Genomic DNA, 16,009 nt, shown 5'->3' on the forward strand with positions numbered 1-16,009 from the left:
CCTTACTTTCCTATTTCTAAAGCTTTCATCAACATGCTTTTATTCGCATTTAGTGCGGTCACGTTTGCTTCATATGACCTTGAGCTGCTGATGAGGTCAACCATTTCCTTTAATGGATCAACATTAGGTGTTTGAACATATCCATTTTCATTGGCATCGGGATTTGTAGGATCATATTGAAGGTTGAATGGAGTTTCGTCTTCTGTAATCTTCGTTGCTTTCACGCCGTTTCCTAATTTACCGCTCGAATTCATGCTTGAATTTAATATAGATGAAAATGATTCACCTGACGGCTGTAATGTGACGAGCTTACGTCTATAAGGCTCCCAGTTGCCATCAACCTGTTTCGCTCTTGTTGTATCCATATTTGCAAGGTTAGAGGATACAACGTCCATTCTGAGCCTCTGTGCTGTTAGTGCAGAGGCTGAAGCGTTAACGCCTGAAAAAATTGACATCACTTACCTCCTGTCAAAACTGTTTTAAGAGAATTGAATTTTCCACTCATTCTTTCAACCAACGCATTATACTGAATTTGGTTTTTAGCGAGTTCACTCATCTCTTGATCAATATCGACATTATTTCCGTTTTCTTGATATGAAGTACGGTTGCTCGAAACAACTGAATAATTAGACCCTGTTTTAGAAAAATCAATGTGACCTTGGTATGTTTTTTTAGCATCTAACTTGATCGACGCATCGTTTAGCATATCATGAAATGCGACGTTTTTCGACTTGTAGTTCGGTGTGTCTATATTCGCGATATTATTGCTTATGACTTTTTGCTTAACATTCGCTCTGCCCAAGGCATTCTCAAGGTTGCTTATCGTTCCAGAAAATATATCCAAAACCATATACCTCCAATCATATGTATTTCATTCCATTTAATCATGTCGAGATTTGTAAAACCATATGTTCATTGTAAGAAATAATAGGATTAAAGTCTATGATGTATATGTAAAAAAAACTCGTAATATATATCTATTTTACGAATAGGTATAAAGACCTAGATTCAAAGAACTAAGAATTGTAAGGGTTTTCTTGGAAAAAAGAGTGTCATTTTTCGGACAAATCCTCTTTTTTTATAAAAAAAACCCCTTTTCAGCTTGTATTTCTGCTGAAAAGGGGTTTTGTTTAATGAGATTTTAAATTTTCAAGTTCGATTAAAAATTTGTTGTTTAACACTTTGATATATGTTCCCTTCATTCCAAGAGAGCGTGATTCGATGACGCCAGCACTTTCTAACTTACGTAAGGCGTTCACGATCACTGAACGAGTGATTCCTACACGGTCAGCAATTTTACTTGCCACTAGAAGCCCTTCGTTGCCATCAAGTTCTTCAAAGATGTGTTCAATGGCTTCAAGCTCACTATATGATAGAGAACTAATTGCCATTTGGACAACAGCTTTACTTCTTGCTTCTTCTTCGATTTCCTCTGCTTTCTCACGAAGGATTTCCATTCCAACAACTGTTGCTCCGTATTCAGCAAGAATTAAATCATCGTCTTTAAATGTATCTTGCAAACGAGACAGAATTAACGTTCCTAAACGATCTCCTCCTCCGATAATTGGCACAATCGTTGTCAAACCTGATTCAAATAAATCACGGTTCTCAATCGGGAAAGCTGTATACTCACTGTTAATGTCAAGGTTTGAAGATGTTTCAGGGATGTTGAATAGACTCTTTGTATATTCTTCAGGGAACTGACGGTCTTCAAGCATTTTCTTCATACGCGGATTTTCAATCTGCTGGTTGATCGAGTAGCCTAGAAGCTTCCCTCTTCTGCTTAATACGAAAATGTTTGAATCAATGACATCTCTCAACGTTTCTGCCATTTCCTTAAAATTAACTGGTTTCCCCGCTGCATCTTGCAGCATTGAGTTAATAATCCTTGTTTTTTGTAGTAACGCCATTTTAATGATCCTCCTAGATTACTTTATTCATTTGTTAAAGTATAAATTGACTTAAGTCTTTGTTATTTGCAATCTTTCCTAGCTTCTCTTCTACATACTGAGGGGTAATGGTCACTGTCCCTAGTGTAATATCAGGCGCCTCAAATGAAAGCTCTTCAAGCAGCTTTTCAAGTATGGTATGAAGCCTTCTTGCACCGATGTTATCTGTCTCCTGATTGACATGATAAGCCACTTCGGCAATCTTATGAATAGCATCGTCAGAAAATTCAAGAGATATACCTTCCGTTTCAAGTAAAGCTTTATATTGCTTTAATAATGCATTATCTGGTTCCGTTAAGATTTTCACAAAGTCTTCGATACTTAATTTATCTAATTCTACACGAATTGGGAAGCGTCCTTGAAGCTCTGGAATCAAATCTGATGGTTTTGCCATATGAAATGCCCCTGCTGCTACAAAAAGCACATGGTCTGTTTTCACTGCCCCATATTTCGTCATCACAGTTGAACCTTCTACAATCGGTAAAATATCACGTTGAACCCCTTCACGAGAAACATCTGCAGATGATGCACCACCGCTTTTGGCGATTTTGTCGATTTCGTCGATAAAAATAATCCCTTGCTGCTCTGCTTTATAGACAGCTTCTTGACTAACTTCATCCATGTCAATCAGTTTGGAAGCTTCCTCAGCTGTTAACGCCTTTCTCGCTTCTCTAACGGTCAGCTTTCTGCGTTTTTTCTTTTTAGGCATGAGATTGCCGAGCGCATCCTGCATGTTCATGCCCATTTGCTCCATACCCGAGCCCTGAAGCATATCAAACATGGATGGCTGCTGCTCTTCGATTTCAATTGTGACATAATGATCTTCAAGTTCGCCCATGGCCAGTTGATGAGCGATTCGTTTTCTTGTCGATTCAAGTTCAACTTCTTCACTTGATTGATCTCGATCACGGTCATCTTCATCAGATCCACCAAACAGCATCTCAAAAGGATTTTTCACAGACTGGCTTTTTTTCTTGCCAGGAACAAGTAAATGAACAAGACGTTTATTTGCTTGTTTTTCTGCTTCTTCTTGCACATCTTTCATCTTGTCTTCTTTGACAATTCTGATCGCTGTCTCAACTAGATCTCTGACCATTGATTCTACATCACGGCCAACGTAACCAACTTCAGTAAACTTCGTCGCTTCCACTTTAATGAAAGGCGCACCAGAAATTTTTGCAATTCTGCGGGCAATCTCTGTTTTCCCCACACCTGTTGGACCGATCATTAAAATGTTTTTCGGAACGACTTCATCCTTTAGCTTATCATGTAAAAGGCTTCTTCTGTAACGGTTTCTTAAAGCCACCGCCACTGCTTTTTTCGCATCAAGCTGACCAATAATGTATTGATCAAGCTTTTCAACTATCTCTCTTGGGGTGAACGGCTTTTTCTCCATACGTCTCATGTCCTTTCTATTCAAGCTCTTCTAAAGTGATTTGATCATTCGTGTAGACACAGATTTCTCCAGCGGTTTCAAGAGCAGCCTTTGCAATATCTCTTGCTGTGAGGTGATCACCTGCATGTGTTTTGAGTGCTCTCCCAGCACTAAGCGCATAATTGCCGCCTGAGCCAATGGCCAAAATACCGTCATCTGGTTCGATGACTTCTCCTGTCCCAGAGACAAGCAGGATACTGTCTTTGTTCATAACGATCAGCATGGCCTCAAGCTGCCTCAGCATCTTGTCACTACGCCATTCTTTTGCTAGTTCTACGGCTGCCCGCTTTAAGTTACCACCATATTCTTCAAGTTTCGTTTCAAACTTTTCAAAGAGTGTAAATGCATCTGCTACTGAACCTGCAAAACCGGCAAGCACCTTGCCTCCGAAAAGACGGCGCACTTTTTTTGCCGTGTGTTTCATCACGACAGCCTGCCCGAAAGTGACTTGACCGTCTCCAGCCATCGCACTTTTCCCTTTATGTTGAACGGCAAAGATGGTTGTTGCATGAAATGATGACATGAAAAAACCTCCTTTTAGGATCGTTTAAAAGCCCTTGGGTGATGAGACATGTACGTCTTCCTTAAAGAATCCTTTGATACATGCGTGTACACCTGAGTTGATGATAAATTCGAATGACCAAGAAGTTCTTGAACACTTCTCAAATCCGCTCCCTCATTTAAGAGGTGTGTGGCAAAGGTGTGCCTTAACATGTGAGGATGGATATGTAATGTGCCTGACGCCTTTTTCATTAGTTCAGTGAGAATGTATCGAACGCCTCTATCTGTAAGAGGCGCCCCGCGCTGATTCAAAAATACATAAGCATCAGCACGATCTTTCCCCTTCGCTTTCAGCTTGAGCCTGCCATCTTCTAAATAAGTGATGAGCGCTTCATGTGCATAGGAACCAAAAGGTACATACCGCTGCTTGCTGCCTTTCCCTTGAACTAGCACTGTATCCATCGATAAATCAAGATCAGATTCTTTTAATGAACATAACTCACTGACCCTCATACCTGTTGCATAAAGAAGTTCTAAAATCGCTTGGTTTCTTTGCCCAAGCGGTGTGCTGACATCAGAAACTGTAAAAAGCTCCTTCAGTTCCTCTTCATACAAAAATGAAGGAATTCGCTTATCCTGCTTTGGTAAGCTCACGAGTAAAAAAGGATTTTCTTTCACAAGCTGTTCTCTTAATAGAAATTTATAAAAGCTGCGAAGCGCAGAGACTTTCTTACTAATCGTTCTTCTTGTCAGGCCTTTTTCATAAGCTTCTGTTAAATAAATTCTCGTATCTTGATAGGATACCTCTTCAAAACCGTCTATTCCTTGAACGTTCATAAATCTGACAAACTCTTCAATCGCTTCTGTATATCCTGAGATGGTTAAAGCAGAATAGTTTTTTTCAATTTGCAGATATTCAATGAATAAGTGGACAAGACGCTGTTTATTCGTCATTTTTACACCTCTTTAAGGCTTTTAAATGGTATCACATATCTTGCTTTCCGTGCAATGTTTTACTACAGAGATTTCGAAATAGTTTGAATAGTTTCGATTGCGCGCTTAGCGTACTCTGCATATCGCTCTTGTTTGTTTTTAATACGAACACCAAGATCTTTCAACAAACCAAAATTCGCATTCATTGGCTGGAAGCTTTTCTTGTTTGTCGATGTGATGTAATAAGCCATGCTGCCGATCGCTGTTTCCTCAGGAAGTGTCACAAGCTCTTCTCCTTTGACAAAACGAGCGGCGTTAATTCCAGCCACTAGTCCGGACGCTGCGGACTCGACATAGCCTTCAACGCCTGTCATTTGTCCGGCAAAGAATAGATCTTCTCTATTTTTAAACTGGTACGTTGGTTTTAAAAGACTTGGTGAGTTAATGAAAGTATTGCGGTGCATCACGCCATAACGAACAATTTCTGCTTCTTCAAGACCTGGAATCAAGCGGAATACTTCCTTTTGGTCGCCCCACTTCAGATGTGTCTGGAAGCCAACGATGTTATATAAAGTACCTGCTGCATCATCTTGTCTTAATTGAACTACAGCGTAAGGTCTTTTTCCTGTTTTCGGATCTTCAAGTCCTACTGGCTTCATCGGACCAAACAACATCGTTTTCTTTCCTCTTTTCGCCATGACTTCAATTGGCATACAACCTTCAAAGAAGATTTCTTTTTCAAACTCTTTTAATGGAACTGTTTCAGCAGAAATAAGCGCCTCATAAAAACGGTCGAATTCTTCTTCTGTCATTGGACAGTTTAAATAAGCGGCTTCTCCTTTATCATAACGAGATTTCAAGTACACCTTATCCATATCAATGCTATCTTTCTCTAGGATAGGTGCCGCTGCATCGTAAAAGTACAGATACTCTTCTCCAGTTAACGATTTTAATTCTTTTGAAAGTGCTTCAGATGTAAGCGGGCCTGTTGCAATAATTGTTGGGCCTTCTGGAATGCTTTGTACTTCTTCTTGAAAAACTGTCACATTCGGGTGATTTTTGACTCGATCAGTAACGTTTGCTGCAAATTCATGACGATCTACTGCAAGCGCTCCGCCAGCAGGCACTGAGCTTTCATCTGCTGCTGCGATAATCGCTGAATCTAAATGACGCATTTCTTCCTTTAATACACCGACCGCATTTGTCAAAGCGTTGGCACGCAGTGAATTACTGCATACAAGCTCTGCAAATTTATCTGTGTGGTGAGCTGGTGTTTGTTTGACAGGTCTCATTTCATATAAGTTGACTTTAATTCCGCGTTTAGCAATTTGCCATGCCGCTTCACTTCCAGCTAAACCTGCTCCGATCACATTTACAAATTGACTCATTGTACAACTCTCCTATTTCGTAAGTTCTGTTTGATGACATAAAAAAGCAGGTGAACAAGGTTGCCCACCGCTATTTTTGTTGTTCCTCTTTATAATCACAGTTCACACATTGAACTTGCATGCCTTTTTTCAGCTTTTTCTCTACAAGCATATTTTCGCATTTTGGACACTTTCTTTCAATCGGTTTGTCCCAAGAGACGAATTCGCACTCCGGGAAACGATCACAGCCATAAAAAATGCGGCGCTTCTTAGATTTACGTTCAACAATGTTTCCTTCATGACATGTTGGGCATTTCACACCGATGTCTTTCACAATTGGTTTTGTGTTGCGGCAATCAGGAAAGTTAGAGCAAGCCATAAACTTACCGTATCGACCCATTTTGTACACCATCGGATGTCCACACTCTTCACAGTCAACTCCGGCGTATTCAGGCTCAATTTCAACTTCTTGCATTTCTGCTTCTGCTTTTTCGACCCGTTTTGCAAAGTCTTGATAGAAGCTGTCGATAATGCGAACCCATTCAATCGTACCTTCTTCAACGCTATCAAGTTCTTTTTCCATTTTCGCCGTGAATTCCACGTTAATGATTTCAGGGAAGAATTCAATGATTAAGTTGAGAACAATTTCCCCAAGCTCTGTTGGGATAAACCGTTTATTATCAAGTGCGACATAGCCACGCTTTTGAATCGTATCTAATGTTGGTGCATACGTAGACGGACGGCCTATACCTAGCTCTTCAAGTGTTTTGACAAGTCTTGCCTCAGTGTAGCGCGGAGGCGGCTGCGTGAAGTGCTGTTCAGGTTCAATATCTTTAGAAAGAACCGTATCACCTTCTTTAAGATCAGGCAACTTTTTGTCCTTTTCTTCTAGCTGGTCGTCTTTCCCTTCTACATATACCTTCATGAATCCAGGGAATTTCACTTTGCTTCCGTTAGCACGGAATGTAAGTCCGTTATTATCAAGATCCACACTCATTGTATCAAGAACAGCCGGCGCCATTTGGCTTGCCACGAATCGTTCCCAAATCAATTTATACAAACGAAGCTGATCTCGGCTTAAGACATGTTTGACATCTGCTGGTTTTCTTAGCGTAGATGTCGGTCTTATGGCTTCGTGAGCATCTTGTGCATTTTCATTCTTTTTAGCGGTTCGTTTTGTTGTATTTAAGAAATTCTTACCGTACGTCTGATCAATGAAAGCAGATACTTCTTCAATTGCCGTATTGGAAATACGAGTTGAGTCTGTTCTCATGTATGTAATGAGTCCGACTGTACCTTCTTTACCAAGATCAATTCCTTCATATAATTGCTGCGCAATCATCATCGTCTTTTTCGCACGGAAGTTTAATTTTCTTGCAGCCTCTTGCTGTAAAGTAGATGTTGTAAACGGAACAGCTGGGTTGCGTTTACGCTCTTTTTTCGTCACTTTCTCTACGGAAAATTTGCTCCCTTTTAGTTTCGAAAGGATTTCTTTTACATCTTCTTTTGTTTTCAGTGGATGCTTTTTGCCATTAACGCCAAAGAAGCTCGCTTCGAAGCTTTCTTTTCCTTTTAGGAATGTACCGTCAATTGTCCAGTATTCTTCTGGTTTAAATTCATTGATTTCATTCTCGCGATCAATGATCAGGCGGAGTGCAACTGATTGAACACGACCGGCACTTAAGCCCTTTTTCACTTTCTTCCATAAAATCGGACTAATTTTATACCCAACGAGACGATCTAAGATCCGTCTTGCCTGCTGTGCATCAACTAAATCCATATTGATCATACGTGGATGCTTAAAGGAATCCTTAATAGCATCTTTTGTAATCTCATTAAAGACAACGCGGCAGTCAGAAGAGAGGTCAAGGTCAAGGCTATGCGCTAAATGCCAAGCAATCGCTTCTCCCTCTCTATCGGGGTCAGCTGCGAGATAGACTTTCTTTGCTTTTTTCGCAGCTGTTTTCAATTCTTTTAATACGGGGCCTTTCCCGCGAATCGTAATATACCTCGGTTCGAAGTCATGCTCAGTGTCAACACCAAGCTGACTTTTCGGTAAATCTCTTATGTGTCCCATTGAAGCCTTTACTTTATACTTTTTACCTAAATAACGCTCAATCGTTTTCGCCTTGGCTGGCGACTCAACGATGACTAAATAATCAGCCATACTCAAAATCCCCCTTAAGAGGTGTTCTCTCTTTATACATTTCACAATTCATATTTATGTTAATTGCACCTATCTAACAGGCAATCATTAAAAATTCTTTATGATGAACATCATTATAAACACGAAAAACAAAGTGTAAACTTAAATCCTCACTATTATTAAATATTCCTATGTCTTTTGTCAAACGATATTTTTATGAGAGTTCAGTATATTGAACACTGCGGAAGGAGAATTCCTCTAAAATATCCTTCGTTGAATGAACAAGCTTAGCTCCCTGCTGTATAAGTCTGGCTGGACCTGTAGAATTAGGATCAAAGATTGATCCTGCAACGGCAAATACCTCTTTGCCTTGCTCAAGTGCTTGATAGGCAGTAATGAGTGAACCGCTCTTTTCTTTGCACTGAATCACGATGGTTCCACTTGTGAGCGCACTAATTAAACGATTCCTCAAAGGAAAATGCCACTTTTCTGGCTTGACATAAGGTGGATGCTCAGACAAAAGCAAATGATGCTCGCCCATGTATTCAGCCATTTGCACATGTTCCTTTGGGTATAAGTGCTGAAATCCGCCTGCTATAATACCAATCGTTTTCCCTTTATTTCTTATGCACTCTTTATGTGCAAGTCCATCAATGCCTTTTGCTAAGCCACTGACAATCATCCAATTTTCCTTTACAAGTTCACCAACAATTTTTTTCACACATGCTTCTCCATAAGACGATGGAACTCGTGTGCCTACTACACCTAAACTTTTTTCTTCATTTAAATACGATATGTTTCCTTTTAGGAATAACACAGGGGGAGGATCATAAATATGTTTTAGTGTGTTGGGATACATGGGTGATGTGATGGGAATCATGTGAATGTTTTGCTTTAAATAGGCTTGAACGATGTGTTGAAAAATGGGGAATTCTTTTTCTTCGGCTTGTTTTAGGCGGGTGAAGTCGATTGTTTGTAATGATCGATCCTGTTTGAAATGATGTGTTTCTTCATTTATATATAGCTCAGGATCGACTTTCCACCATTTTGTTAACAAAGAGGGTGAGATGAGGCCTTTTAAGCGGTGAAAAATCATTCTTTCGGACACGTTGTACATACCATTCCTCCTGTTTAAGATAGAAAGAAGAAGACTTGTCAAAGAACAAGTCTTCTTGTGTCATTAATGCGTTTTACAAGCTTCAAAGAGATTCTTCTCTTTTAGTACTTTAATCAATGTTTCTCCCATGACAGATGGTGTCTCTGCCACTTCAATTCCACATTCACGCATTGTTTTTACTTTTTCATCAGCTGTTCCTTTACCACCAGAAATAATGGCACCAGCATGTCCCATGCGTTTTCCTGGAGGCGCCGTTTTACCGCCAATAAAACCAACAACAGGTTTTGTCATATTCGCTTTTACCCATTCAGCTGCTTCTTCTTCAGCCGTACCGCCGATTTCACCGATCATAATGACAGCATGTGTATCAGGGTCTTCATTGAATGCTTTTAATACATCAATAAAGTTTGTCCCATTGACAGGGTCTCCGCCGATTCCTACAGCTGTTGATTGACCAACGCCAGCTTCTGAAAGCTGATGTACCGCTTCATATGTAAGCGTTCCAGAACGAGAAACAACACCCACATGACCTTTTTTATGAATGTAGCCTGGCATGATCCCAATCTTACATTCTTCAGGTGTAATGACGCCTGGGCAGTTAGGGCCAACAAGTCTTGTCTTTTTCCCTTCCATATACCGTTTCACTTTGACCATGTCAAGTACTGGAATATGTTCTGTAATACAAATGACTAGATCGACTTCTGCATCAACAGCCTCTAAAATGGCATCTGCTGCAAATGGTGCTGGTACATAGATAACAGAAGCATTTGCTCCAGTTGTTTGAACAGCTTCAGATACTGTATTAAATACAGGAACTCCTTCTACTTCAGTTCCACCTTTTCCAGGAGTGACACCGCCAACAATATTTGTTCCGTACTCAATCATTTGTTTTGTATGGAACAATGCGGTTGAACCGGTAATCCCCTGAACAATTACTCTCGTATTTTGATTAATAAATACACTCATTTAGGTTCCCTGCCTTTCTGCTCTACTTGACTAAAGATACAATCTTTTCTGCCCCGTCAGCCATAGACTCAGCAGAAGTGATATTTAAGCCTGAATCGCTCAGGATTTTCTTCCCTAATTCAACGTTCGTTCCTTCAAGACGTACAACGAGTGGTAATGTTAAGCCGACTTGTTTCGTCGCTTCAACGACACCTTCTGCAATGACATCACATTTCATGATGCCGCCAAAAATGTTCACGAAAATCCCTTTTACATTTTGATCAGATAAGATGATTTTAAATGCTTCCGTTACTTTTTCAGCTGTTGCACCGCCGCCAACATCCAGGAAGTTTGCAGGGTCCCCGCCGTAATGCTTGATGATATCCATTGTAGACATCGCAAGACCTGCACCATTGACCATACAGCCGATATTTCCATCTAGAGAAATGTAGCTCAGATCATATTTAGATGCTTCAATTTCTTTTGGATCCTCTTCATCAAGGTCACGGTATTCTAATATATCTTTTTGTCTATATAAGGCATTGCTATCAAAGTTTAATTTCGCATCAAGTGCCATGACTTTTCCATCGCCTGTTACAACAAGTGGATTAATCTCAGCAATTGAACAATCTTTTTCAATGAACGCATTGTAAAGACTTGTCATAAACTTAACAGCTTGGCCAACTAATTTTGTTGGAATATTAATTTTAAACGCTACTTCTCTCGCCTGATAGCCTTGCAATCCAATCGCTGGGTCGATGACCACTTTGACGATTTTTTCTGGCGTTTTTTCTGCTACTTCTTCAATTTCAGTACCGCCTTCTTCAGAAGCCATCAATACAATTCTTGATGTCGCTCTGTCCAAAACAAGTCCTACGTAGTACTCCTTTTGGATATCGCAGCCTTCTTCAATAAGTAAGCGTTTTATTTCGCGTCCCTCAGGACCAGTTTGATGTGTGACAAGTGTTTTGCCGAGCAATTCCTCTGCAAACCCTTTCACTTCATCTTTTGTTTTTGCAATTTTTACCCCGCCTGCTTTGCCACGGCCGCCTGCATGAATCTGTGCTTTTACGACATATACAGAGCTTTCTAGCTCTTCTGATGCTTTCACTGCTTCATCAGGTGTAAATGCTACTTTACCATTTGGAACTGAAACCCCATATTTTCTTAGGATTTCTTTTCCTTGGTACTCATGGATATTCATTTCCCATCCTCCCAACATATGTAGAAACAAAAAATATAAAATAGACTGCGCTTTCATTTTAAAGAATAAAAAAGAGAATGTCTAGGGTTCTATGTAAAATCGTAAAATCCTTCTAAACATTCAAACTTTTATTTTATTAAAAATATAAATTTTTCATCCAAATCACTTATTTTACCTTATTTTTTCATTTTTTGATCTAACCTATAGATAAACGAAAATATTTCTGCTACAGTATCGTATAACGCTTCAGGGATCTCCTCATCCAGTGTTAAGTGGCGCATGAGTTCGACTAAATTACGGTCTTCTTGGATAGGAACTCCCGACTTTTTGGCTTCTTCAATAATATTGTCTGCCACATAGCCGCTCCCTGTTGCGACGACTTTTGGCGCCTTTTGTTTTTCTTCATCATAATGTAGAGCGACCGCCCTTCTAAGCGGTTTTGAATCCTTCATACTCGTAAGTCCAGCCCTTTCTCGCTGATTTTATGAAAGTGTTCATCTAGAAAGTGAGACGGATCTACTGGCTCTTGTCTCTTCTTTGCTGTAATCCCTGTAAGGCTATACCCTAAGGCATTTAAATTCTCCCGAACAGCTGGAATCATCGGATTAATGATTCCTTGAAGTTCATGACCAGTTTCAACTGTAATTGACATAACCTTTTGCTGAATCGTACAGTCGATTAATGTTTCCTCGAGGTTTTCCATGTTTAAGTAAAACATGAGCCGACACTGAGAAATATCTATAGACCCATCTTTTTTCTTATGTCCTTTTAGAATAAAGGTTAAATCTTGAACACTATGTTTTGAAAAGAGCGGATAAGAGACTATCATTTGGCTGATGGTTTGATTTTCCTGCTGCACAAATAACTGCCCGTTCAATCTATGAAACAATTGATCGACTTCTTTTTTTACGGGCTCTGGTAAATCAGACTGCCTCACATCATTTAAAACGAGCTTTAATTGGTGAAGCTCCTGATTTTTTACATCCTGACTGCCTTTTTCGAGTAGTTTCAGCATACCGATTTCATCACGTACACCTATTGCCTTTTTCATCGTCATGAGTAAATCGAGCACATCGGTTTTATTGCTTAATACGGGTTCCGTCTGCTGTACCACCTGAGCCAATGCTTTCGCCTCTGTTTTTGACAGGAACGGAAATTCTTTTTGGAGCACAGTTGCTTTTGCATCCTGCTGAGATCCTGCCTGCTGAAGCCCTTGCAGCAATGACGTGAGCTGTTTTAAGTTAGGCTCTTGCTGCCCATCTGCACCTTGTTTCATCAAACTTGTAAGTATCCGCTCAATTTGCTGAGGCGGGATTTGCAGCTCTTTTGGACTTGTTGATTGCTGCACGTTAGATTGAATAACTTGGGTCGTCTGACGCTCTTGTGCTACTGGGTTCTGACTAGTTTCTTTTGGTTGAGACAGATTAGGTTGAGGCACTACAGGTAGATTTCCTCCTTGCTTCGCCGCCCCTTCTCTCGCTGCTAGAAGGAGCGATAAGAGCTTTTCTGCATGGACAGTTGTCTCAGCACCTATAACTGATCGAACGGCTTGTGTAAGGGCCTGTGTGGCGTCTGAGTGCTTCGGGAGCTGTGTTAAGCGTTCTAGCAGCGCTGTTATATCCTGATGGAGAGCAGAGGATGATTTCACGGCTAAAATGGATTGAAGTACTCCTTCCTGAATCGGCAAGTCTTTTTTTAAAGCAAATAGGAGTGACTGGAGACCTTTTTTCACATCAGCTCCTTGAAGCTGTTCGATCCATTTCACTGCCGTTTTTAATTCTGCCTCATTGATGACGGACTTTTCTTTTAAAAAAGCTGTAGCTGTTAAGATGTTTTCAAGTCCGTTTTTCAGAGAGAGACCTTCTAATAATTTGGCAGCTGCATCCTTTAATGTCTTAGGATCTTGGTCAAATTGCTGGACTGGCCTTAGTTTATTGAGGCTGCCTCCACCCTCTTGTTCAAATTGGAACCAATAAAATGCGTCTGCTTTGAGCTGAGCCGCTAGCTGCGCTTTTATTTTTGTTGAGCCTATTTGAACAAGGACCGTATCATCTCCGAGCATTTTCAGTACTTTACCGAGAATCAACCGATGCACATTTTCCTTTCCTTCGGTGTTTAATGGCACAGCTTCTGCCGTATTCAGCCGGCTATTCAGTGCTGTATGTATATCCTCAACTCTTGTCATCACAGGCAGCCTCCTTAGGTCAAAAATTTATGATATAACGGATTTCACCGGCGCAAATGATAATCGATGGATTGGGGCAGCTCCATGTGTTTGAATGGCAGCCAGATGCTCTTTTGTTCCGTATCCTTTATGTTTTTCAAATTGATACTCAGGGTACTGACGCCCGTATTCTTCCATCATCTGATCTCTTGTCACCTTTGCAATACATGCACCTGCTGCGATAGATGCACTTTTTGCGTCTCCTTTGATGATATTCTCCTGGTGAATAGGAAGCGGGAGCGTCATGGCATCTATGAGTAGATAATCAGGTGTATGAGTTAATTGCTCCACTGCTCTCACCATCGCCAGTCTTGATGCCTCGTAAATATTGATTTCATCAATCGTAGCCGCATCAACAATGCCGATTCCGATATCAAGTGCTTCTTTCTGAATCAAGTCATAATATGCCAATCTTTTTTTCTCAGATAATTGTTTTGAGTCGTTTAAACCGAGCAGGACTGTATCGTCCTTTAATATGACAGCTGCTGCGACAACGGGGCCTGCCAGCGGTCCTCTTCCTGCTTCATCTATTCCAGCAATACATGTGTATCCCTGCGCCTTCGCATTGTTTTCAAATTGCAGCATCTCATGCCATGCTGCATGAAGTTGCTGCTGCTTTTCTCTCTCTTTGTGCCACTTCTCTATCAGTCTTTGGACACTTTTTCTCTTGTCATCTTTTACAAGCTCATGAATGTATGACTCATCTTGCGAATGCTTTTCTATCAATTCTTTTATTTGTTTCACTGTGTACATAGGCTTTTTGTCAGCCTCCTTCTTTATATCGGCAGTTTTCCGCAAAAAATAAAGACCCGCATGAGCTGCGTGTCTTTAGCTTTCAGGCTTCTCAAAAGTGAGGGGACCAAATTTTTCAGTTCGAATATCCCGAATAATGATTTCGGTGGTTTTGTCGTAATTAATAAATCCACCGCTCATGAGACAGCCGCGCTTTGTACCTATTGCATCAAACAGCTCAGCCGTATCTTCAGGAATGTCTGTTAGGTCATAGCGCTTTTTTAATCTCTCTGGATAGTTTTCTTCTAGAAAGCGAAGTCCATACACAGCGACATCCTGTAAGTTAATGATAGAATCTTTGATCGCTCCAGTTACTGCTAGCCTGAGCCCTACTTTCTCATCTTCAAACTTCGGCCAGAGGATTCCAGGTGTATCGAGCAGTTCCAATTCTTTCCCTACCTTCACCCATTGCTGTGAGGTGGTAATACCAGGACGGTCTCCTGTTTTGGCAATGTTCTTTTTCGCTAAACGATTGATTAAGGTCGATTTCCCGACATTGGGAATTCCGATAATCAGCGCCCGAATTGCACGTGGTTTGACACCTTTGGCTTTCATGCGGTCGAATTTTTCTTTTAAGATTTCTTTTGAAGTTGTGATGATCTGGTTTAACCCTTGTCCATCGACAGAGTTAATAGCAAGTGACCGAACGCCTTGCTGCTCAAAGTGCGCCTGCCACTCCTTTGTCACACGAGGATCCGCTTTATCCGCTTTGTTTAATAGCATGATTTTGGGTTTGTTCTGAAGGATTTCTTCGATCATTGGGTTTCTAGAGGACATCGGAATTCTAGCATCGGTTAATTCAAATACGATGTCGATGAGCTTTAATTTTTCTGTGACTTCACGTCTTGCTTTTGCCATATGGCCTGGAAACCATTGAATCGTCATATGTGCACCTTCTCTTCTATCGATTATCTCTATACATTGTACAAAAAAAGAGCCTGTTACAGGTAACAAGCTCTTTCTTTTGATATCATTATCGTCTGATTTCTTTGATACGAGCCGCTTTACCGCGAAGTTCACGTAGGTAGTAAAGTTTCGCACGACGTACCTTACCGTGACGTACAACTTCGATGTTAGCGATTTTTGGTGTGTGTACAGGGAATGTACGCTCAACGCCTACACCGTAAGAAATCTTACGAACTGTGAAAGTTTCGCTGATTCCACCACCACGACGCTTAATTACAACACCTTCAAAGATCTGGATACGCTCACGAGTACCCTCGACAACTTTAACGTGTACACGTAAAGTGTCACCAGGACGGAACGCAGGAAGATCAGTGCGTAATTGTTCTTTTGTGATTTCTTCAATCAATTGTTGCATCGTTTTCAACTCCTTCCAACAGATGCTCATGTCCTCTTTCTTCATTGCAGCGGAACATCGTTTTCAAACTTGAAT

16 protein-coding genes are annotated in these 16,009 nt (G+C 40.7%); all 16 read right to left on the reverse strand.

Annotated elements, in window-relative coordinates:
* Positions 1–2 precede the first annotated feature (2 nt).
* Positions 3–455, reverse strand: a complete 453-nt coding sequence (gene flgC / locus GPS65_RS08765; RefSeq protein ID WP_012009953.1) for a flagellar basal body rod protein FlgC — start codon at positions 453–455, stop codon at positions 3–5.
* Complete coding sequence (gene flgB, locus GPS65_RS08770; RefSeq protein WP_012009952.1) at positions 455–844, reverse strand: flagellar basal body rod protein FlgB; 390 nt, start codon at positions 842–844, stop codon at positions 455–457. Before flgB ends, flgC begins: the two co-directional genes overlap by 1 nt.
* A 286-nt stretch (positions 845–1,130) precedes the next feature.
* Entirely contained in the window at positions 1,131–1,910 is a 780-nt protein-coding gene (gene codY / locus GPS65_RS08775; protein WP_012009951.1) for a GTP-sensing pleiotropic transcriptional regulator CodY, read from the reverse strand.
* 34 nt (positions 1,911–1,944) lie between these two features.
* A complete protein-coding gene (hslU, locus tag GPS65_RS08780) occupies positions 1,945–3,345 on the reverse strand; it encodes an ATP-dependent protease ATPase subunit HslU (RefSeq protein WP_119124847.1) in 1,401 nt (466 codons plus the stop codon).
* Between the two features lie 16 nt (positions 3,346–3,361).
* Complete coding sequence (gene hslV / locus GPS65_RS08785) at positions 3,362–3,907, reverse strand: ATP-dependent protease subunit HslV (RefSeq protein WP_003211247.1); 546 nt, start codon at positions 3,905–3,907, stop codon at positions 3,362–3,364.
* Between the two features lie 14 nt (positions 3,908–3,921).
* Complete coding sequence (gene xerC, locus GPS65_RS08790; protein WP_119124846.1) at positions 3,922–4,839, reverse strand: tyrosine recombinase XerC; 918 nt, start codon at positions 4,837–4,839, stop codon at positions 3,922–3,924.
* A 62-nt stretch (positions 4,840–4,901) separates the two neighbouring features.
* Positions 4,902–6,206, reverse strand: coding sequence for an FADH(2)-oxidizing methylenetetrahydrofolate--tRNA-(uracil(54)-C(5))-methyltransferase TrmFO (trmFO, locus tag GPS65_RS08795; RefSeq protein ID WP_034662383.1), 1,305 nt, complete (start codon positions 6,204–6,206; stop codon positions 4,902–4,904).
* 70 nt (positions 6,207–6,276) lie between these two features.
* Positions 6,277–8,352, reverse strand: coding sequence for a type I DNA topoisomerase (gene topA, locus GPS65_RS08800; RefSeq protein ID WP_161985406.1), 2,076 nt, complete (start codon positions 8,350–8,352; stop codon positions 6,277–6,279).
* Positions 8,353–8,545: 193 nt separating this feature from the next.
* Positions 8,546–9,448: a DNA-processing protein DprA gene (gene dprA / locus GPS65_RS08805; protein ID WP_119124844.1), complete on the reverse strand. Its 903-nt coding sequence runs from the start codon at positions 9,446–9,448 to the stop codon at positions 8,546–8,548.
* A 63-nt stretch (positions 9,449–9,511) separates the two neighbouring features.
* Positions 9,512–10,414 (reverse strand): succinate--CoA ligase subunit alpha, encoded by a 903-nt coding sequence (sucD, locus tag GPS65_RS08810; RefSeq protein ID WP_119124843.1) that lies wholly within the window; start codon positions 10,412–10,414, stop codon positions 9,512–9,514.
* 22 nt (positions 10,415–10,436) lie between these two features.
* A complete protein-coding gene (gene sucC / locus GPS65_RS08815) occupies positions 10,437–11,597 on the reverse strand; it encodes an ADP-forming succinate--CoA ligase subunit beta (protein ID WP_012009945.1) in 1,161 nt (386 codons plus the stop codon).
* A gap of 176 nt (positions 11,598–11,773) precedes the next feature.
* Positions 11,774–12,049 (reverse strand): FlhB-like flagellar biosynthesis protein, encoded by a 276-nt coding sequence (locus GPS65_RS08820; RefSeq protein ID WP_012009944.1) that lies wholly within the window; start codon positions 12,047–12,049, stop codon positions 11,774–11,776.
* Positions 12,046–13,782: a glycosyltransferase gene (locus tag GPS65_RS08825; RefSeq protein WP_119124842.1), complete on the reverse strand. Its 1,737-nt coding sequence runs from the start codon at positions 13,780–13,782 to the stop codon at positions 12,046–12,048. The genes GPS65_RS08820 and GPS65_RS08825 overlap by 4 nt, the downstream gene beginning before the upstream one ends.
* A 27-nt stretch (positions 13,783–13,809) precedes the next feature.
* A complete protein-coding gene (locus GPS65_RS08830; protein WP_119124841.1) occupies positions 13,810–14,574 on the reverse strand; it encodes a ribonuclease HII in 765 nt (254 codons plus the stop codon).
* A 75-nt stretch (positions 14,575–14,649) separates the two neighbouring features.
* Positions 14,650–15,498 (reverse strand): ribosome biogenesis GTPase YlqF, encoded by an 849-nt coding sequence (gene ylqF / locus GPS65_RS08835; RefSeq protein ID WP_088001465.1) that lies wholly within the window; start codon positions 15,496–15,498, stop codon positions 14,650–14,652.
* Between the two features lie 88 nt (positions 15,499–15,586).
* Positions 15,587–15,934 carry a 50S ribosomal protein L19 gene (gene rplS / locus GPS65_RS08840; protein ID WP_012009940.1) on the reverse strand — a complete coding sequence of 116 codons (348 nt, stop codon included), beginning with the start codon at positions 15,932–15,934 and terminating at the stop codon, positions 15,587–15,589.
* Positions 15,935–16,009: the final 75 nt, after the last annotated feature.

The organism is Bacillus pumilus (assembly GCF_009937765.1).
Taxonomy (GTDB): Bacteria; Bacillota; Bacilli; order Bacillales; family Bacillaceae; genus Bacillus; species Bacillus pumilus_O.